Annotated in this window: 19 protein-coding genes; 10 read left to right on the top strand and 9 right to left on the bottom strand. The window is 72.3% G+C overall.

The window, feature by feature from the left end; translation table 11 throughout:
* Positions 1 to 19: 19 nt before the first annotated feature.
* Entirely contained in the window at positions 20 to 421 is a 402-nt protein-coding gene (locus WFI16_RS01060) for a ketosteroid isomerase-related protein (RefSeq protein WP_419895933.1), read from the top strand.
* Positions 422 to 432: 11 nt separating this feature from the next.
* Here the strand turns inward: WFI16_RS01060 and WFI16_RS01055 are convergent, their stop codons facing one another.
* Positions 433 to 801, bottom strand: coding sequence for a winged helix-turn-helix transcriptional regulator (locus WFI16_RS01055; protein ID WP_419895932.1), 369 nt, complete (start codon positions 799 to 801; stop codon positions 433 to 435).
* Positions 802 to 913: 112 nt separating this feature from the next.
* On the opposite strand from WFI16_RS01055, the gene WFI16_RS01050 reads away from it, so the two are divergent.
* Together WFI16_RS01050 and WFI16_RS01045 are read left to right on the top strand one after the other, a co-directional pair.
* On the top strand, positions 914 to 1,525 hold the full coding sequence (locus WFI16_RS01050; RefSeq protein WP_419895931.1) for an NAD(P)-dependent oxidoreductase: 612 nt from the start codon (positions 914 to 916) through the stop codon (positions 1,523 to 1,525).
* Positions 1,525 to 2,118 carry a DsbA family protein gene (locus WFI16_RS01045; RefSeq protein ID WP_419895930.1) on the top strand — a complete coding sequence of 198 codons (594 nt, stop codon included), beginning with the start codon at positions 1,525 to 1,527 and terminating at the stop codon, positions 2,116 to 2,118. Before WFI16_RS01050 ends, WFI16_RS01045 begins: the two co-directional genes overlap by 1 nt.
* Before the next feature lie 49 nt (positions 2,119 to 2,167).
* Here the strand turns inward: WFI16_RS01045 and WFI16_RS01040 are convergent, their stop codons facing one another.
* Positions 2,168 to 3,397, bottom strand: a complete 1,230-nt coding sequence (locus tag WFI16_RS01040) for an aminopeptidase (RefSeq protein WP_419895929.1) — start codon at positions 3,395 to 3,397, stop codon at positions 2,168 to 2,170.
* A 199-nt stretch (positions 3,398 to 3,596) separates the two neighbouring features.
* On the opposite strand from WFI16_RS01040, the gene WFI16_RS01035 reads away from it, so the two are divergent.
* Positions 3,597 to 4,499, top strand: coding sequence for an esterase/lipase family protein (locus WFI16_RS01035; protein ID WP_419895928.1), 903 nt, complete (start codon positions 3,597 to 3,599; stop codon positions 4,497 to 4,499).
* A gap of 99 nt (positions 4,500 to 4,598) precedes the next feature.
* Here the strand turns inward: WFI16_RS01035 and WFI16_RS01030 are convergent, their stop codons facing one another.
* Together WFI16_RS01030 and WFI16_RS01025 are read right to left on the bottom strand one after the other, a co-directional pair.
* On the bottom strand, positions 4,599 to 6,680 hold the full coding sequence (locus tag WFI16_RS01030; protein WP_419895927.1) for a methyl-accepting chemotaxis protein: 2,082 nt from the start codon (positions 6,678 to 6,680) through the stop codon (positions 4,599 to 4,601).
* Between the two features lie 118 nt (positions 6,681 to 6,798).
* The gene (locus tag WFI16_RS01025; protein WP_419895926.1) at positions 6,799 to 7,596 is read right to left on the bottom strand and encodes a S49 family peptidase; all 798 of its coding nucleotides are present in this window, start codon (positions 7,594 to 7,596) and stop codon (positions 6,799 to 6,801) included.
* An 83-nt stretch (positions 7,597 to 7,679) separates the two neighbouring features.
* Here WFI16_RS01025 and WFI16_RS01020 point away from each other — a divergent pair, with 83 nt between their 5' ends.
* From WFI16_RS01020 to WFI16_RS00995, 6 genes are all read left to right on the top strand, one after another.
* Complete coding sequence (locus tag WFI16_RS01020; protein ID WP_419895925.1) at positions 7,680 to 8,789, top strand: S-(hydroxymethyl)glutathione dehydrogenase/class III alcohol dehydrogenase; 1,110 nt, start codon at positions 7,680 to 7,682, stop codon at positions 8,787 to 8,789.
* A gap of 107 nt (positions 8,790 to 8,896) precedes the next feature.
* Positions 8,897 to 9,358: a PepSY domain-containing protein gene (locus WFI16_RS01015; protein ID WP_419895924.1), complete on the top strand. Its 462-nt coding sequence runs from the start codon at positions 8,897 to 8,899 to the stop codon at positions 9,356 to 9,358.
* Between the two features lie 5 nt (positions 9,359 to 9,363).
* Complete coding sequence (locus tag WFI16_RS01010) at positions 9,364 to 9,795, top strand: CoA-binding protein (protein ID WP_419895923.1); 432 nt, start codon at positions 9,364 to 9,366, stop codon at positions 9,793 to 9,795.
* Positions 9,796 to 9,964: 169 nt separating this feature from the next.
* Complete coding sequence (locus tag WFI16_RS01005; RefSeq protein WP_419895922.1) at positions 9,965 to 10,720, top strand: DUF2076 domain-containing protein; 756 nt, start codon at positions 9,965 to 9,967, stop codon at positions 10,718 to 10,720.
* A gap of 575 nt (positions 10,721 to 11,295) precedes the next feature.
* On the top strand, positions 11,296 to 12,003 hold the full coding sequence (locus WFI16_RS01000) for an FkbM family methyltransferase (RefSeq protein ID WP_419895921.1): 708 nt from the start codon (positions 11,296 to 11,298) through the stop codon (positions 12,001 to 12,003).
* A 5-nt stretch (positions 12,004 to 12,008) separates the two neighbouring features.
* Positions 12,009 to 13,154 (top strand): acyltransferase family protein, encoded by a 1,146-nt coding sequence (locus WFI16_RS00995; protein WP_419895920.1) that lies wholly within the window; start codon positions 12,009 to 12,011, stop codon positions 13,152 to 13,154.
* A gap of 6 nt (positions 13,155 to 13,160) precedes the next feature.
* On the opposite strand, the gene WFI16_RS00990 is transcribed toward WFI16_RS00995, so the two are convergent.
* From WFI16_RS00990 to WFI16_RS00970, 5 genes are all read right to left on the bottom strand, one after another.
* Entirely contained in the window at positions 13,161 to 13,805 is a 645-nt protein-coding gene (locus WFI16_RS00990) for a trimeric intracellular cation channel family protein (RefSeq protein WP_419895919.1), read from the bottom strand.
* On the bottom strand, positions 13,805 to 15,040 hold the full coding sequence (locus WFI16_RS00985; protein ID WP_419895918.1) for an MFS transporter: 1,236 nt from the start codon (positions 15,038 to 15,040) through the stop codon (positions 13,805 to 13,807). The genes WFI16_RS00990 and WFI16_RS00985 overlap by 1 nt, the downstream gene beginning before the upstream one ends.
* A 63-nt stretch (positions 15,041 to 15,103) precedes the next feature.
* Positions 15,104 to 15,949 (bottom strand): LysR family transcriptional regulator, encoded by an 846-nt coding sequence (locus WFI16_RS00980; RefSeq protein WP_419895917.1) that lies wholly within the window; start codon positions 15,947 to 15,949, stop codon positions 15,104 to 15,106.
* 61 nt (positions 15,950 to 16,010) lie between these two features.
* Positions 16,011 to 17,519, bottom strand: coding sequence for a M81 family metallopeptidase (locus WFI16_RS00975; protein WP_419895916.1), 1,509 nt, complete (start codon positions 17,517 to 17,519; stop codon positions 16,011 to 16,013).
* Complete coding sequence (locus WFI16_RS00970; RefSeq protein ID WP_419895915.1) at positions 17,516 to 18,640, bottom strand: threonine synthase; 1,125 nt, start codon at positions 18,638 to 18,640, stop codon at positions 17,516 to 17,518. The genes WFI16_RS00975 and WFI16_RS00970 overlap by 4 nt, the downstream gene beginning before the upstream one ends.
* Positions 18,641 to 18,666: the final 26 nt, after the last annotated feature.

Below are 18,666 nucleotides of genomic sequence, written 5' to 3'. Positions count from 1 at the left end.
AAGGAAGGGCACACTGCACATGGCCGCCACCGAAACCCTGATCCGCTCCTACTACGCCGCCTTCAATGCCGGGGATGCCGAGGCCATGCTGGCCCTGCTGACCGAGGATGTGGCGCATGACATCAACCAGGGCGCGCGCGAGACCGGCAAGGCCGCCTTCCGCAGCTTCCTGGCGCGGATGAACACCCATTACCGGGAAGAGCTGCGCGACATCGTGGTGCTGACCGATGGCAGCGGCCAGCGCGCGGCGGCCGAGTTCACCGTGCACGGCACCTATCTGGCGACCGATGCCGGCCTGCCGGAAGCCGTGGGCCAGCGCTATGTCCTGCCGGTCGGCGCCTTCTTCGAGATCCGCGACGGGCTGATCGCCCGGGTGACCAACTACTACAACCTCGAGGACTGGGTGGCCCAGGTCAGCTAGCCACCCCCCCTTCAGGCGGCTTGGTCGTCGCGGGCGTCATAGTGCCGCTGGGCGGCTAGCACGGCGCCGATATGGCGCTCCGACCACAGGCGCAGCCCTTCCAGGGTCTGCGCCAGGTCGGCCCCGAGCGGGGTGATCGCGTATTCGACCGTCACCGGCACGGTCGGGAAGACCGCGCGACTCGCGAAGCCGTCGCGCTCCAGCCGCTTCAGAGTCTGGGCCAGCACCTTCTGCGAGATGCCGGTGGCCCGCCGCAGCGCGCTGAAGCGCATCGGCCCCTGCGACAGCAGCACCAGCAGCATCACCGTCCATTTGTCGGCAATCCGGTCCAGCACCAGCCGGGTCGGGCAATCAGGGTTGAACAGGTCGCCGCATTCCATCGCCTGGTTTCCTCGAGCATACCTGATAGGGAAAAAGTGCCTTCTTCGCAGCCCGGCCAAGCCGGACTAGATGGTTTCCCAAGGTAACCTACATTCCAAGGGAATACAGCCCATGAAGATCGCCCTGATTGGCGCCTCCGGCCAGGTCGGCAGCCGGATCCTCGCCGAGCTGACCCGCCGCGGCCATCCGGTCACCGCCATCGCGCGCGACACCTCGAAGATCGCCACGCTGCCGCTGGTCACCAAGGCGGTCGGCGATGCCGACAAGCCGGAGGCGCTGGCCCTGCTGCTGGCCGGGCATGACGTGGTGATCAGCAGCATCCACTTCCTGGCCAGCGACGTGGAGAAGCTGCTGGCGGCGGTGAAGCAGGCGGGCGTCGCGCGCTACCTGGTGGTCGGCGGCGCCGGCAGCCTGGAGGGCGCGCCGGGCCAGAAGATCTTCGACAGCCCGGGCTTCCCGGCGATCTACCTGGCCGAGGCCAAAGCCGGCGGCGCCTTCCTGGAGCGGCTGAAGCAGGAGACGGCGCTGGACTGGACCTTCCTCTCCCCCTCGGCCGAGTTCCATCCCGGCGAGCGGACGGGACAGTTCCGCCTGGGCACCGAGCAGCTGCTGGTCTCCGACGCCGGCCGCAGCCATATCTCCTACGAGGATTATGCCGTGGCGCTGGCCGACGAGATCGAGACGCCGCGGCACAGCCGCCGCCGCTTCACGGTCGGGTATTGATGCCGACGCTTCACTACATCCACGATCCGCTCTGCGGCTGGTGCTACGCGGCCTCCCCTCTGGTGGCGGCGGCGGCGGCGCTACCGGGGATGATTGTCGCGCTGCATGGCGGCGGCTTGTGGGACCCGCCAACCGGGCTGCCGCCGGCGAAGCGGTCGATGATCGCCGCGGCCGATGCGCGGATCGCGCAGCTGTCGGGGCAGGTTTTCGGGGCGGCCTATCTGGAGGGGCTGCTGCAGGATCCGGCGACGGTCTTCGATTCGCGCCCCGTGACCGCGGCGCTGCTGGCGGCGGGCGAGCAGGCGCTGCCGATGCTGCGGCTGATCCAGACGGCGCATTATGTCGAGGGTCTGCGCGTGGTCGAGCCCGAGGTGCTGGCCGGGCTGGCGGCTCGCCTGGGGGTCGACGGCTTTGCCGCACGGCTTTCGGCCGTCGATGTCGACGGGCATATTGCGGCGACGCGGCGGCTGATGCAGCGGATCGGGGCAGGTGGCTTTCCCACTTTCCTGCTGGAGAGCGAAGCCGGCCTCCGCCCCGTGCCGCACAGCGACTGCTACGGGGACGTTCCGCGTTTCGTGCAGCGCCTGGCCTGACTGATGTGGGGGTCCGGGGGCATTCAATGCCCCCGGATTCTTGCTTTCTTTACGCCCACTCCCCCTTGCGCATCACCGGGGTCCTGGCGCCGTCGAACCCGATCCCATCGACGTCCACCTCCGCCGAGCCGATCATCCAGTCGACATGGATCAGGCTGGAATTGCCGCCGCGCGCCTTGAAGTCCTCGTCCGACATCGTCTCCGAATCGGTGAAGCACTTCTTGTAGGCCTGGCCGAGGGCGATGTGGCTGGCGGCGTTCTCGTCGAACAGGGTGTTGAAGAAGAGCAGCCCGCTCTGCGCGATCGGCGAGGAGTGCGGCACGAGGGCGACCTCGCCGAGCTGGCGGGCGCCTTCGTCGGTGGCGATCATCTTCTGCAGCAGGGTCTCGCCGGTGGCGGCATGGGCCTCGACGATGCGGCCGCCCTCGAAGCGGACGCGGATGTCGCGGATCAGCGTGCCCTGGTGCGCCAGCGGCTTGGTGGCCGAGACCGTGCCCGAGGTCATGCCGGCATGCGGGGTGGTGAAGACCTCCTCGGTCGGGATGTTGGGATTGCCGGTGATGCCGTTGCGCGCCTTCGACGACCCGCCCATCCAGCTGTGCTGGTCGGCGAGGCCCACGGTCAGGTCGGTGCCGGGCCCCTTGAAGTGCAGCGCGCGGAAGCGGCGCTCGTCGAGCTGGCGGCGGCGCTGCATCAGGGCGGCGTTGTGCGCGGCCCAGGCCGCCTTCGGATCGGCCTGGTCGACGCGGGTGGAGGCGTAGAGGGCGTCCCAGAGCTTCGCCACCGCCTGCTCCTCGGCGACGTCCGGGAAGACGGTGCGGGCCCAGGCGGCGGAAGCGAAGGGCACCAGGGTCCAGTTGATGGCGGATGCCGTGATCAGCTCCAGCGCCGGGCGATAGGCCTGGGAGCGGGCGCGGTTGGCGCGCGAGACCTTCTCGACATCCTGGCCGGCCAGCAGGTTGGGGTCCTCGCCGACCACGGCCAGCCGCGCGGCGCCATTGGCGAAGGCGCGGGCCATGCCGTCATAGAGCCAGCCGGCGGCGGTGTCGAAGCTGCCCTCGGCGGCGAAGCGGTAGCGGGCCAGCGCGGTCTCGTCGTCGGAGAAGATCGGCGTGACCAGCGAGGCGCCGGCCTTGTAGGCGTGCTCGACGATGCGGCGGACCAGCGGCAGGGCCTCGATCGAGGCGGTCAGCACCAGCTCCTGGCCCGGCTTCATCCCGCCGAGACCGACATGGACGGCGATCTCGGCCAGGCGGTCGAGGCGGGGGTCGATCGGCATGGGGCACTCCTTCTTCTTTCCGGGGGTCATTTGGCCCCGCGGCGGCGGGCGGCCCAAGGGGCTGGCGCCGCCGGGGCCGCATTTTTTCGGCATCAGCCCCGCGCCCCGGCAGATTTCACGCTTCTCGGAACGGGGACGACCTAAATTCCGCGGCCGGCGCCGCCCCTCTTCCCGGGCTGCGCGATGACGGAAGGAAGCGATGGACGGGGCGGCCCTGGACAATGTGGCGCGAGACGCGGCGATGGCCACGATCTGGCAGGCGGGCAGCCTGCGGCGGGTGCGGCGGTCGCTGCGCGCCTTCACGCCCTGGACCGACCTGTGGTCGCGCTCCGGCTGGCTGGTGCAGTCGCATTGCGCGACCGGCCAGGCGCGGCTGCTCGATCCCTTCGGCGCGGTGCTGGCCAGCGGCACGGCCGCGGACTGCATCGCGCTGGCCGCCCGGGTCGCGCGACCGGCCGGCTGCCGCCGCGCCGTGGTGCTGCTGCACGGGCTCGGCCACCATACCGGCGGGCTGGCGCGCGTCGCCGCGGCGCTGGCCGATCACGGCTTCGCGGTGGCCAATCTCGGCTATGCCAGCCTGCGCCAGCCGCTGGCGGCGCATGCCCGCGCCGCCAGCAGCGCCGCCCGCGCGCTGTCCGAGGATGGCGCGGCCGAGGTCGCCTTCGTCGGCCACAGCCTGGGCGGGCTGGTGGCGCGCGCCGCCATGGCGCGCGCCGCGGAGGATGGCTGGCGCGCCGGGCGGCTGCTGCTGCTGGGCTCACCGGCGCGGGGGGCGGGGATCGCGCGGGCGGTCGCCGCCCTGCCGCCCTATCGCGCGCTGACCGGGGAGTGCGGCCAGGCGGTGACGCCGGCCGGCGCCGCGCGGGTGCCGGTGCCCGAATGCCGCGGCATCGGCGTGGTGGCGGGCGGCACCGGCGGGCGCGGCTACAACCCGCTGCTGCCCGGCGACAATGACGGGATCGTCACGGTGGCCGAGACGCGGCTCCCCGAACGCGAAGAGGGGTTCGCGCTGGTGCGCGCCCGGCACACACCGCTGGCCGCCAGCGACGGCGCCATCCGCGCCGCCCTCGGCTTCCTGGAGCTGGGCCGGCTGGCAGCCTAGAGCGGATGGCCTGCGGAAGGACGCCGGCCATCCGCTCCAGCCCTTCGTTGGATCGCGCGATCCAGGCTTTTCGGTGACTCCCCCTCAAGCCATCGCGCTTCAGGCCGCCCGGATCCCCTGCAGGAAGCTGCCGACCTGGCTGCGCAGCGCCGCGGCGCGCTGGTTCAGCGCCTCCGAGGCGGCATGGACGCGGCCGGCGGCCTCGCCGGTGCGGGCCGAGCCCTCGCGCACGCCACCGGCATGGCGCGAGGCCTCGTCGGTGCCGAGCGCCGCCTCGGCGACCGCGCGGCCGATCTCGCGGGTGGCGCTGGCCTGTTCCTCGGTGGCGGCGGCGACGGCGGCGGTGCTGGCATCGATGGTCTCGATGGTGCGCGCGATGCCGGCGATGGCGTCGACCGTGCGCTGCGTCTCGCCCTGCATGGCGGCGATCTGCGCGCTGATTTCTTCCGTGGCGCGGGCGGTCTGGCTGGCCAGGTTCTTCACCTCGGAAGCGACGACGGCAAAGCCCTTGCCCGCTTCGCCCGCGCGGGCGGCCTCGATGGTCGCGTTCAGCGCCAGGAGATTGGTCTGGCCGGCGATGTCGCTGATCAGCTTCACCACATCGCCGATGCGGTTGGCGGCGGCGGCCAGGCCCTGGACGGTGGCATCCGTCCCGCGCGCCTCCTCGGCGGCGCGGCGGGCGACCTCGGCGCCGCCGGTGACCTGGCGGGCCACCTCGGCGATGCTGGCGGCGAGTTCATCGGCGGAGGCCGCCACGGTCTGCACATTGCCGCTGGCCTGCTGCGCGGCGGCGGCGACGGAAGCCGCGCGCTCGCTGCCCTGGCGGGCGGTGTCGCTCAGCTCGCCGGCGGTGGCGTTCAGCTCGGCGGCGGCGCCGGAGACGGCCTGCAGCAGCTCGGTCGATTCCGCCTCGAAACCGCGGATCAGCGCGGCGACGCGGGCGGTCTCGGCATCCTTGGCGGCCTGCCCAGCGCGCTGCTGCTCGGCCAGGTCGTCGGCGCGGCGCAGGCCCAGGCGGCATTCGTCGACGGCGCGCGACATGTCGCCGATCTCGTCGGCCCGCGCCGCGTCGGGCAGCGCGAAGCCGTAGTCGAGCCGCGCCAGCCGGCGCAGCGCCTCGCTCAGCCGCCCCAGCGGCAGCAGCACACGCCAGCGGACCAGCAGCACGGCGCCGAGGCCCAGCGCGGCGATGGCCAGCGCGCCGGCGACCAGCATCCACAGGCTGCGTCCGGCGGCAGCGGCCTCGGCGCGGGCGCCGGCGCCGATATCGGCCAGCGCGGTGTCGGCGACGGCGACCAGCGCGCCGGTCGCCTCGTCGATGCCGCGGTTGATGCCGGCGGCGTCGACGGCGGCGGGGCGCTTGGCGGCCAGGGCCTGCTCCAGCCCGGTGCGCAGGGCGACGAAGCGGCCGAAATAGCTGGCCTGGGCGGCGGCGATGGCGGCCTGGGTGGCGGGCGGCGCCTCGCGCGCGACACTCGTGACCAGCGCCCAGGTGGCGCCGGCCCGCGCCCGCAGCGCCGCCACCGCCAGGCGTTCCTCGGCCCCGAAGCCGCCGTCGCGCAGCGCATTGATCAGGAAGTCGCGCTCCAGACCGGCGGCGTCGCGGGTGGCGTAGGCGGCGTCCTTGATCTGGGCGAGCGTAGCGCTCTGGCCGTCGCGGGCGCGGACCTGGGCGGTCAGGGTGGCGCTGAATTCCTCCAGCAGGTCGACCAGGGCGGTGATGGTGGCGTTGTAGCGGTCGGCCATGCCGGCCGGGCGCTGCGCCAGCGGCAGCAGGGCGGCGCGATCGGCCTCGGGGCGCAGCGCGTCGAGCGCGCGGCGCGCCTGGCGCAGCCGGCCGGCGCCATCCTCGGCAGCGCAGCGCAGCCGGGCGCAGGCCTCGGCCAGGCTGTCCAGGGCCGGGCCGGCGAGCGCGCGGGCCGGCTCGACCGTGCCGCGCAGCCCGGCATCGGCGGGCCCGGCGCCGCGCAGCGCCAGGCGCAGCGGGCCGCGCTCGACCCGGGTGTTCTGCAGGGCGATGAAGGCGGCACGGGTGGTGTCGGCCAGCTCGATGGCCTGCTCCGCCCGCTGCAGCCCGCCCCAGGCGCCATAGATGAAATAGCCGGCGCCGCCGGCCAGCGGGGCGCAGAGCAGGCCGACCAGGGCGGTGACCTGGGTGGCGATGGAGAATTGGCGGCGCATCGGTTCCGTTCCCGTCGGGTGCCGCCTCGCGAGGGGCGGCTTGGTCACCGCCTTATCGCCGCCATCCGTGAATCACTTCTGAATGGTTAACATTTTTTCCGGATCGCCGCCGCTGGCCTCACAGCCCGATCCGCCCCCAGGCCAGCCGTTCCTCGACCACCGCCAGGGCGCCGCGCAGCAGGCGGATCGGCAGCGGCGGGCGCTTGGCGCCGAGTCGCACCACCTGCACCTTCTCGCCGAAGCGGCGGCGGATCTCTTCCTCCGCATGGCCCAGCCCGTCGACCAGGCCGAGCGGCAGCGCCTCCCGCCCGGTCCAGAAACGGCCGTTGAAGATTTCTTCTTCACTCACCTTGAAGCGGGTGCCGCGGCGGCTGCGCACCCAGGCCTTGAACTCGCCATGCAGCGCGCCCAGCAGTTCTTCCAATCGCGCCTGCTGCCAGGGCTCCACCGGCCGGAACGGGTCGAGGAAGGATTTCTGGTCGCCGGCAGTGGCCAGGCGGCGTTCCACGCCCAGCTTCGCGGCCAGCTCCTCCAGGCCGAAGCTCGCGGAAATCACGCCGATCGAGCCGACGATGCTGGAAGGATCGGCGATGATCTCATCCGCCGCGCAGGCCAGCCAGTAGCCGCCGGAGGCCGCCGCATCCTCGCAGCAGGCGATCACCGGCACCTGCTTCGCCTCGGCCAGCTGGCGGATGCGGGCGGCGATCAGGCTGGACTGCACCGGCGAGCCGCCCGGCGAGTTCAGCACCAGCACCACCGCCTGCAGCCGCTTCAGGGCGAAGGCGCGCTCCAGCAGGGGCCCGACGCTCTGCAGGCTGAGGCTGCCGCCGGGGCCGAGGCCACCGCTGGCGGCGATGACACCGGAGAGGCGGAGCAGCGCGACCCGGGGCCGGCGCGTCAGGAAGGGGATTCGCATGCGGCACAGATGACCACCCTTCCCCCTCGGGACAAGAAGTGCGACGAAGCCGCGACCTGACCATGGCCCGAGGAGAGAGCCCGATGAAGACCCGCGCCGCCGTCGCCTGGGAAGCCGGCAAGCCGCTGTCGATCGAGGAGGTGGATCTCGAGGGTCCGCGCGACGGCGAGGTCCTGGTCGAGATCAAGGCCACCGGCCTGTGCCACACCGACAAGTACACCCTGTCGGGGGCCGATCCCGAGGGCATCTTCCCCGCCATCCTGGGGCATGAGGGCGCCGGCGTGGTGCTGGAGGTCGGCCGCGGCGTGACCTCGCTGAAGCCCGGCGACCATGTCATTCCGCTCTACACGCCGGAATGCCGCGAATGCGACTACTGCCTCAGCCGCAAGACCAACCTGTGCCAGAAGATCCGCGTGACGCAAGGCCGCGGCCAGATGCCCGACGGCACCAGCCGCTTCTCCTGCCGCGGCAAGCCGATCCACCACTACATGGGCACGAGCACCTTCGCGAACCACACCGTGGTTCCCGAGATCGCATTGGCAAAAATCCGCTCCGACGCGCCGTTCGAGAAGGTCTGCTACATCGGCTGCGGCGTGACCACGGGGCTCGGCGCCGTGCTGTTCACCGCCAAGGTCGAGGCCGGCGCCACGGTCGTGGTCTTCGGCCTGGGCGGCATCGGGCTGAACGTCATCCAGGGCGCCCGGATGGTGGGCGCCGACATGATCGTCGGCGTCGACATCAACCCCGAGCGCGAGGCGATGGCCCGCCGCTTCGGCATGACGCACTTCGTCAACCCGAAGGAGGTGCAGGGCGACCTGGTCGGCCATCTGGTCGAGCTGACCCGGGGCGGCGCCGACTATTCCTTCGAATGCGTCGGCAACACCACGCTGATGCGCCAGGCGCTGGAATGCTGCCACAAGGGCTGGGGCGTCTCGACCATCATCGGCGTCGCCGCGGCGGGGCAGGAGATCTCCACCCGTCCGTTCCAGCTGGTCACCGGCCGGCGCTGGATCGGCTCGGCCTTCGGCGGCGCGCGCGGCCGCAGCGACGTGCCGAAGATCGTCGACTGGTACATGGACAAGAAGATCAACATCGACGAGCTGATCACCCACACCATGCCGCTCGAGCAGATCAACGAGGGCTTCGACCTGATGACCCGCGGCGAGAGCATCCGCGGCGTCGTCGTCTACTGATCCGGGTCCGGACAGGCCAGGCCGGGGCGGCGCCCGCCGCCCCGGCGGCGACGGAACCACCTTCCCCGGCCATGCGTTGGCCAGGGATGCAGCGAAGGAGCAGCCCGATGTCCGTCTTCCGCCATCTGCTCGCCGCGGCGCTCCTGGCGCCGGGCCTGGCCCTGGCCCAGCCTGCCGCCGACCGGCCACCGACCGGGGCCGAGCGGGACCGGATCGAGCAGGCGCTGCGCGCCCAGGGCTATCGCGACTGGGGCCGGATCGAGCTGGAGCGCGGCATCTGGGAGGTCGACGACGCCATGGACGGCCAGGGCGGCCGGCACGATCTGCGGCTGACCCAGGGCGAGCTGCGCATCGTCGCCACCGATGTCGACGACCGCCTGGCCAGCACCGAGGAGACGGCGCGCATCGAGGCCACGCTGCGCCGGCTCGGCTACCAGGCCTTCGGCCGCATCAAGCTGGATGACGGGTTGTGGAACGTCGACGGGGCGGTGGCGGCCGATGGCCAGCGCTATGCGCTGACGCTGGAGCGTGAGACGCTGCGCGTCCTCTATCGTGAGCGGGAAGGCTGACCGGCATGAGCATCGACGGCTTAAGCGACGACGAGATCCGCGCCATCCTGCTGAACACCGGGCGCATCGCCGTGGTCGGCGCCTCGGCCAATCCGGCGCGTCCCTCGCATGAGGTGACCGGCTTCCTGGTCGGCCGCGGCTTCGCGGTCACCCCGGTCAATCCGGGCCTGGCCGGCCAGCAGATCCATGGCGCGACGGTGGCCGCCTCGCTGGCCGAGGCCGGCAGGCTGGAGATGGTGGACATCTTCCGCCGCAGCGAAGAGGCCGGCGCGGTGGTCGACGAGGCCATCCGGCTGGGCGCGAAAGTGGTCTGGATGCAGCTTGGCGTCATTGACCAGGCAGCGGCGGAGCGGGCGCGCGCCGCCGGCGTCACCGCCGTGATGGACCGCTGCCCGGTGATCGAATGGTCCCGGCTGGGGCTGGCCCGAGGGGCGTGAGGTGGGGTGGCGGCGTTCCTCGTGAATTTCATGTCCGTTTTGTAATCTAACGCTTGAAAGCCGGTCACGGCTGAGCCAGATGCCCATCGCGTCGCCTGCGCCTGGCCCCTGCCCGGCGGCCGGCGGCGGTGACAACCAGTCTGGGAAGGACCCCCCTGGGGGGAACGAGATGACCGAAGAAGAACGCCGCATCATTTCCGCCTTCGTGGAGCGCATGGCCGGGGTCCAGGCCCCGCAGCCGGCGGCCTCTCCCTGGGGCGGCAGCAGCGTGCCGGCCACCCAGTCGCGCCCGCCTCTGCCTCCCGTCGATCCCGAGGCCGACCGGCTGATCGGCGACCTCTTCGCCCGCTATCCGGAGGCGCGCTACCGCCTGACGCAGACCGCCTTCGTGCAGGAGCACGCGCTGGTCCAGGCGCAGAACCGCATCCAGGAGCTGGAGTGGCAGCTGGAGAACGCGCAGCGCCAGGCGCAGGCCCAGGCGAGCGCCCCGCGCAGCGGCGGGCTGTTCGGCGGCATGTTCGGCGGCGGCCAGCAGCAGCAGCGCCCGGTGCCGGTGGCGCCGCCGCCGCAGCCGATCCAGCCGCCCGGTGGCTATCCGCAGCAGGCGATGATGCAGCAGGGCCGCGGCTCGGGCTTCCTGGGCTCGGCGCTGACCACGGCGGCCGGCGTCGCCGGCGGCATGGTGCTGGGCAACATGCTGATGAACGCCTTCTCCGGCGGCGGCGCGGCCGAGGCGGCCCAGGCCACCGGCATGGCGGATGCGGCGGGCGGCTTCGGCCAGGAGGCAGTGCCGACCAGCAGCCCCTGGACCGATCCGGGCGCCGGCCAGCAGGATGCCATGCCGGTCGACAACAGCTTCGGCAATGACAGCTTCGGCAATGACGACGGCTTCGCCGATGATGGCGGCTTCGACGACGAGATCTGAGCTGTCGCCGATCTGAGCGGGGGCCAGGGCGGTGCGATCCGCCCTGGCCCTTTTTTCATGCGGCACCCCGGCGTTTCTCGCCGGGACGGCCTGGTTTTGTCGCCGCAGCCCACTGCGATCCGGCGCCGCCCTGCCTGGCCGGCAGCCGCCGCCGCCTCCCGCCCGCGCCGGGAAAACCAGCGCGATGCGCATCAATATACCGCATGATGAAAAAAGTTTTCTCTGAAGTAATTCTTGAAATCCCCGCGATAATTCAGAGAAATCGCCGCTCTTCTTCAAAAAATTCTTGCTGTCCTTTCATTAATCGCTCAGGCTTGGGGCATGAACACCTTGTCCCAGAGCGTGCGGCTGAGCCCGCCATAGAGATCAGGCCCCCGTGGCCGGCGCTGGCCTGTTCCCCTCCGGGGGACGGGTGGCAGCGGCCACGCGCCTGATCCCAGCGCCCCCTTCCGGGGGCGGCCGTCGGCGCATGCCGGCCCGGCCGCCTGCCGCGACGGAGGCGCCCGCTCTGCAAGGCTGGGGCCGTGCCGCGCGCCGCGTGGCCGGCCGCCTGCCCCGATCGTCAAGGTTTCCCCATGTCCTGGATGACAAGCGCCGCCGCGCGCCAGCTCCGCAGCGGCCTGCGCCGCACCGGCCTGATCCGTCTCGCCATGCTCCTGCTGCGGCGGCTGGGCTATGAGCAGCTGTTCACCCGCGCCCTCGCCCGCGTCATCCGGCCGGGCCACTGCGTCTGGGATGTGGGCGCCAATCTCGGCGTCTATTCGGCGATGTTCGGCCGGCTGGCCGGGCCGCAGGGCATGGTCTATGCCTTCGAGCCGCTGCCGGAGACGGTGGCGCGGCTGCGCCGCAACCTCGGCGGCGCGCCCGGCATCCGGGTGATGCCCTTCGCGCTGTCCGACAGCAGCGGCCTGGCCGTCCTCGAGCGCGGCGACGATGCCGAGGCGGCGACCGCCCGGCTGGTCGACGACGCGGCCGCAATGGCCGGCACCGGCGGCATCGCCGTGCCGCTGCGCCCCGGCGATACCCTGGTCGAAACCGGCGAGGCCCGACCGCCCAATGTGGTCAAGATCGACGTCGAGGGGCATGAGCTGGCCGTGCTGCAGGGCATGCGCCAGCAGCTGGCCGACCCGGCGCTGCAGCATGTCTTCATCGAGGTGCATTTCGCCCTGCTGCACGCCGAGGGCCGCGGCGACGTCCCGCGCCAGATCGAGGCGCTGCTGCGCGACGCCGGCTTCGCGCTGCGCTGGATCGACCAGTCCCACCTGCACGCGGCCCGGGGGTGAGCGCCATGCAGACCCCGCAGATCCAGAACCCCGGCGTGCTCAGCCCCGATGGCCGCCGCTTCTTCGTCACCCTCGACGGGCTGCGCGGCGCCGCGGCGCTGGCGGTCGTCATCCTGCACGATCCCGGCTTCGTGCTGCCGCTGCTGATGCCCAGCGCCTATCTGGCGGTGGATTTCTTCTTCCTGCTGAGCGGCTTCGTCGTGGCGCATGCCTATGGCTCGCGGCTGGCCGGCGGGCTGTCGATCGGCCGCTTCCTGCGCGACCGGCTGATCCGCTTCTACCCGCTCTACTTCCTCGGCCTGCTGGTCGGCGCGCTCAGCGGCGTGGTGGCGCTGGCGCTCGGCGGCGGCTCGATGGACACATGGGAGGGGCTGCTGATCGCCTTCGGCACCGGCCTTGCCTTCCTCCCCTCGCCCACCGCGCATGAGACGCCGGGCACCTTCCCGCTGAACGGCCCGGCCTGGTCGCTGTTCTTCGAGCTGCTGATCAACATCGTCTTCGCCTGCCTGCTGCCCTTCCTCAGCCTGCGCCGGCTGGTCGCCATCACCCTGCTCGCCGCCGTGGCGCTGGTCTGGTCGGTGCTGGAATACGGCAACCTCGACACCGGCTCGGCCTGGTTCAGCGTCTGGGGCGGCTTCGCCCGCGTCGGCTTCTCGTTCTTCGCCGGCGTGCTGCTCTACCGGCTGCACCGCCAGGGTTTCCTGACCTCGCGCCTCGCCTGGATGTTCCCGCTGCTGCTGGTCGCGCTGCTGATGGTGGACGCGCCGCCGGAATACCGCGCCGTCTTCGACCTGGGCTGCGTGCTGCTGGCCTTCCCGGCGCTGCTGCTGGCCGCCTCGATGGTCGAGCCGGGGCGCTGGCTGGCGCCGCTCTTCGTCAATCTCGGCGCCATCTCCTTCCCGATCTACGCGCTGCACTTCCCGGCGCAGGAGCTGCTGCGCCGCTCGGTCCGCTTCCTCGGCGTCGATCCGGGCGACCTCGCCCCCTGGGCCGGCTTCGTCGTCGTCCCGGCGATGATGCTGGGCAGCCTCTGGCTGGCCCGCCACTACGACCGGCCGCTGCAGCGGCGGCTGCGCCAGCGCCGCGGCGGGCTGAAGCTCGGCCTGGCCAGCGTGCGCGTCACCGACCCGCCGCTGCGGGAGCCGTCGTGACGGCGGCTACCGCTCGTCCGGATAGTCGCGGCCCGGTCGCGGCCTGTAGGCCGGCAGCGACCAGCCGCGCAGCAGCGCCGCCGCGCGCACCGCGAAGGCCGCCGCCATCCCGGCACAGACCGCGGTGCCGCGGTCGAGCGCCAGGCCGGTGAGGGCGACGAACAGCGCCGCCCCCAGCGCGGCGGCGGTGGCATAGATCTCCTTGCGCAGGATCAGCGGCATCTCGCCGCAGATCACGTCGCGCAGCGCGCCGCCGAAGGTCGCGGTGATCATGCCCATCAGGATGGCGGCCCAGGGGCTGGCGCCCTCGGCCAGCGCGGCCTCCGCCCCCAGCACGGCGAACAGCGCCATGCCGACGGCATCCGCCCAGAGCAGCACGGCGAAGCGCTTCTCCAGCCGGTGCGCGGCGAAGAACACCAGCAGCGCGACCAGGGCGGCCAGCAGCACCAGCCCCGGCGTGCCCAGCCAGGCGACCGGGCGCCCCAGCAGCAGGTCGCGCAGCGTGCCGCCGCCGAAGGCCGTGGTCGCGGCGATCAGCACGAAGCCCACCGGGTCCAGCTGCTTGCGGGACGCCACCAGCGCGCCGGACGCGGCGAAGGTCGCCGAACCGATCCAGTTCAGCGCCTCCAGGAACCAGCCGAGGGAGAGCATTATTCCGCCGGCTGGGTCCGGGCGACCGCGGCCCGCGCCGCCCGGCTGGCCCCCGCCGCCGTGCCCATGCAGAGCAGCGACAGGCCGAGCAGGCAGGCCACCAGCGGCAGCACCAGCTCGGGCCGGCCGGCATCCAGCAGCATGCCGACCGCCGGCGTCAGCGCGCCGCCCAGCGGCAGGCCGGCGGAGATGAAGCCGAAGACCTTGCCGATCTGCCCCGGCGGCGCGGCATCCTTGACCATGACGTCGCGCGGCGTGCGGCTGGCGCCGAGCGCCAGGCCCGCCAGCGCCGCGACGCCGATGGCGCCGAGGCCCGGCAGCGGCACCATGCCGAGGACCAGGATCAGCGCCATCGCCACCAGCGTCAGCACCACGACGAAGACGCCATGCTGCTTCCACCGGTCGGCGAACCAGCCGCCGACCAGCACGCCCAGGATATTGCCGGAGAAATAGCCGGTCAGCAGCACCGACCCCATGGCCAGCGGCAGGCCCCAGAGCTTGTTCATCACCGGGATGGCGAAGGCCTGGATCGCCGACCCCGCCATCGCCGACAGCAGGAAGAAGGTGAAAAAAAGCAGCATCGGCCGGGTCATCAGCATGGCGACGCCGCCCTCGCCCGGCTTGGCCTCGCGCGCCTTCGGCTGGTCGGCCAGGATGCGGCTCTGCCACAGGATGGCGCCCACCACCGGCACGCCCAGGAGTCCCACCAGCAGCAGCGCCTCGCGCCAGCCGAGCAGCAGGGCGAGTGCTGCGATCGCCGGCGGCGCCGCGGCGAAGCCCAGATTGCCGGTCAGCGTGTGCATGGCAAACGCCCGGCCCATCCGCGACTTGTTGATGCTGCCGGCCAGGATGGCGTAGTCGGCCGGGTGGATCACGCTGTTGCCGATGCCCGAGAGCACCGCCAGCAGCAGGATGGTCGGGTAGTTCGGCGCGAACGCCATGGCCGAGATCGACAGCGCCATCAGCAGCGTGCCGCCCACCAGGAAGCGCCGCGCCCCATGCCGGTCGACCAGGAAGCCCACCGGCGTCTGCAGCACCGCGGTCACCACCCCCATCGCCGCGATCGACAAGCCGAGCGCGGTGTAGGAGACGCCGAACTCCTCCCGCCACAGCGGGAACAGCGGCGCCAGGCACAGCATGTAGAAATGCGACAGGAAATGCCCGGTGCCGATCAGGCCGATGATGCGCCAGTCTTTGGAGGGCGGGGGCGCGGCCTCGGTGCCGATGCTGCTCATGTCGCTGCGTCCATTCTGTGGGCGAAAGGCTGCGCCCGGCCCCGCCACCCTGTCAAACCGGTGTCACTGCAGGCTTTCGCGGATCATCTCGATCAGCGGCTCGACGATCGAGGTCTGGTTGGTGGCGTCGCCGAACACCGCCATCTCGGCGGTGCCGAGCCCGGGCAGGCTGGCATGCTCGACCAGCCCGGCCGGCAGCCCCGACCGCCCCAGCACGGTGGCCGCCAGCCCGGCCTGCGCCGCCGCCGCGACACCCAGCAGGCTGGCCGAGGTATAGACCACCTCGAAGGCCAGCCCCGCCCGGGCGAGGGCCGCCAGCGCCCGGTCGCGGAACATGCAGCCCTGCGGCAGCATCGCCACCGGCAGCGCGCGGCCCGTGGGCGGCGCCCAGCCCGGCGGCGCCACCCAGACGATCGGCTCGGTCCAGATCGGCCGGCCCTCGGTCTCGCCATCCCGCCGCTTGCCCAGCACCAGGTCGAGCAGCCCGCGCTCCTGCGCCGCGCGCAGCTCGTGGCTGCGGCCGACCTCGACCTCCAGCCGCAACTCCGGGAAATGCGCGGCGAAGCGGGCCAGGATCGGCGCCAGGTTGCGCGGCACGAAATGATCGGCGACGCCAAGCCGCAGCCGCCCCGTCACCGGCGGCGCCACCATCCGCCGCACCGCCTCGTCGTTCAGCGCCAGCATCCGCCGGGCATAGGCCAGCAGCGTCTCGCCTTCGCGGGTCAGGGCCACGCTGCGGCTGCTGCGCTCGAGGACGCGCTTCTGCAGCAGCTCCTCCAGCCGCTTCACCTTCAGGCTGACCGCGGATTGCGTCAGGCCCAAGGCGGCGGCGCCGGCGGTGAAGCCGCCACGCTCGGCCACCTGCACGAAGCAGCGCAGCAGGTCGAGATCCAGGTCAGGGATCCGCATGGCACCCCCCAAAAAGTAAGGCCGGGGGAAGGAATTCCCCCGGACCCCCATCTTTCTTCTGTCAGTTAAGCGGCCAGACGACGCCGGCATCCAACGGCAGGACAGGGCGCGGCAGCTTGGTCCACGCGAACCGATCCAGGACCGGCGAGGTCAGGCCCGGCGCATCCACCTCGACGACGCGGCCAGGCGAGAAGAACTCGTCGAACCCGCCCCGGAAATGGCCGCGCGACTTCACCACCACCACCCGCGCGGCGCCGATGTCCAACCCCAGATGCTCCAGGAAGACCGGATCGGCGCATTGCGTCCGCTCGCTGATCACCACCGCCACGATGCCGCCCATCCGCAGCGCCACCGTCGGGCCGAGCGCCATCGCCATGCCGGCGAAAATGCCACGCCGCCCCGTCACCCGGCCATCCGACACCGCGACCACCTCGGCCTCGGCGGCGAAGGGATGCGCGAAGGCGTCGCGCGGCACCCGGTTGAAGCGGGCGGTGAACCGCGCGCCGACGCCCAGCGCCTGCGCCTCCGCGACCAGCGACGGGTCGTGGATGACGCCCAGCAGCGCCCCCTGCACGCCCGCCTTCAGGAAGGCCTGCAGGATGAACATGGTGTTGCCGCCACCGCCGCCGCCCGGATTGTCGGCGACATCGGCGAAGATCAGCGGCACCTCGCTGGTCAGCGCCCGCTCGGTCGCCTCGGCCAGCGGCGTCAGTTGCGCCACGAAGCGGTCGCGCCGCTCCCAGGCGGCCTCGGCCAGTTCCCCGGCCAGCGCCTCGCAGGCGGCGCGATCCGGGCCGGTGACGACGATGGCCAGCCCGTTATACGGCGTGTCGCTATAGGGAAAGCCGCCCATCACCGAGACATTGGCGACCTTCGCCGGTCCCAGATAGCGCGCCCGCGCCTGGCCCAGCTCGATCACCTCGGCATAGGGCCCCTTGGCGGTCAGCAGGCTGACCGTCGGCGCCACGATCGGCAGCCGGCGGCAGGCGCGGTGGAACCGCTCGCCCGCCATCAGCCGGCGCAGCAGACCGGCCGATTCCGCGCCGCGCTCGCGCATGTCCAGATGCGGGTTGGTGCGATAGCCGACGAAGGCGTCGCACTCCCGCACCATGGCGTCCGAGACATTGCCATGCAGGTCGTAGCTGCAGACCAGCGGCACCGCCTCGCCCAGCACCGCGCGCACAAGCCCCTGCACCGCGCCCTCGGGATCGTCGAGCCCGGTGGTCAGCCCGGCGCCGTGCAGCACGCAATAGACACCGTCCACCTGGCCGCGCAGCGCCTCGAGGCCGTCGCGCCACACCGCCAGCATGGAATCGAAGACCGGCTGGTCGACCGGCCCGTTCGGCTCGGCCGAGGTCAGCAGGATCGGCCGCGGCTGCCAGTCGCCGGCGGCGTCCATGGCGGCGACGAAGCCCGGCATTTCCGCCAGCTGCCTCGGCGCCTCGCTGCGGGCATCCGCCAACAGGGCGTCGCCCTGCAGCCACACCCGGAAATCCTCCCGCTTCGCCACCGGGGCGAAGCGGTTGCATTCGATGGAAAAGCCCAGCAGCGCGACCCGCGGGCCGCTCACAGCGCCACTCCGGCGAGCTCCGCATGCCGCTGCGTCGCCTTCAGCCCGCTGCCGGTCAGCACCACCACCGTGGTCTCGTCGCGGCGGATCTGCCCGTCCTCCAGCAGCCGGCCGAAGGCGGCCGCCGCCTGGGCGCAGGTCGGCTCGACATACAAGCCGCGCTGCGCCAGGCCGCGGGTGGCGCGGACGATCTCGCTCTCGCTCAGCAGCACGGCGCCGCCGGCCGAGGCGCGCAGCACCTCCAGCACCTCGGCCATGCGCAGCGGCTGGGCGATGGCGGTGCCCTCGGCGATGGTGGGCATCGGGTCGGCGGCATCCTCGCCCAGCCAGTCGCGGGCGATCGGGCCGCAATTCTCCGGCTGCGCGGCGAAGATCCGCGGCATGCGGCGGATCTGCCCGGCGCGCAGCAGCTCGGCGAAGCCGATGCCGCAGCCCAGCACGTTGGAGCCGGCGCCGCAGGGCACGATGACATTGTCCGGCGCCCGGAAGCCCAGGTCTTCCCACAGCTCGTAGGCGAGCGTCTTGGTGCCCTGCAGGAAGAAGGGGTGCCAGTTGTGGCTGGCATAGAAGATGCGGTCGGACTGGGCCAGCGCCGCATCGGCGCAATCCTGCCGGCTGCCGGGCACCAGCTCGATCTCGGCGCCGAGGCTGCGCGACTGCACCGTCTTGGCCGGGCTGGTCGAGGCCGGCACCATGATCTTGGCCCGCATGCCCCCGGCCGCCGCATAGGTGGCGATCGCCGCGCCGCCATTGCCGGAGGAATCCTCCAGCACCGCCTTGATCCCCTGGTCGCGCAGCAGCGACAGCATCACCGAGGCGCCGCGGTCCTTGAAGCTGCCGCTCGGCATGAACCATTCGCATTTGAAGCGGACCGGGGTGCCGGACCACTCGCCCTTGACGAGCGGCGTGCAGCCCTCGCCCAGGCTGATCCGTTCCACCGGCTGGAAGGGCAGCGCGGCGGCATAGCGCCACAGGCTGCGCTCGGCCGCGACGATCTGGCCGCGCTCGATGCCGGGCAGGTCGGTCAGCAGCAGCGGCTGGCCCTCGGGGCCGCACCAGCGGGGTTCGGAAAGCGACCAGGTCTGGCCGGAGCGGGGGTCGAGATAGGCGATGTCTTGCATGGCCCGCCACCCTGGCTTGCCGGGGG

This window comes from Roseomonas sp. USHLN139 (assembly GCF_037145735.1).
GTDB lineage: Bacteria > Pseudomonadota > Alphaproteobacteria > Acetobacterales > Acetobacteraceae > Pseudoroseomonas.
The sequence above is the reverse complement of the archived record's forward strand: the minus strand, read 5'-3'. Positions and strand labels throughout refer to the sequence as shown.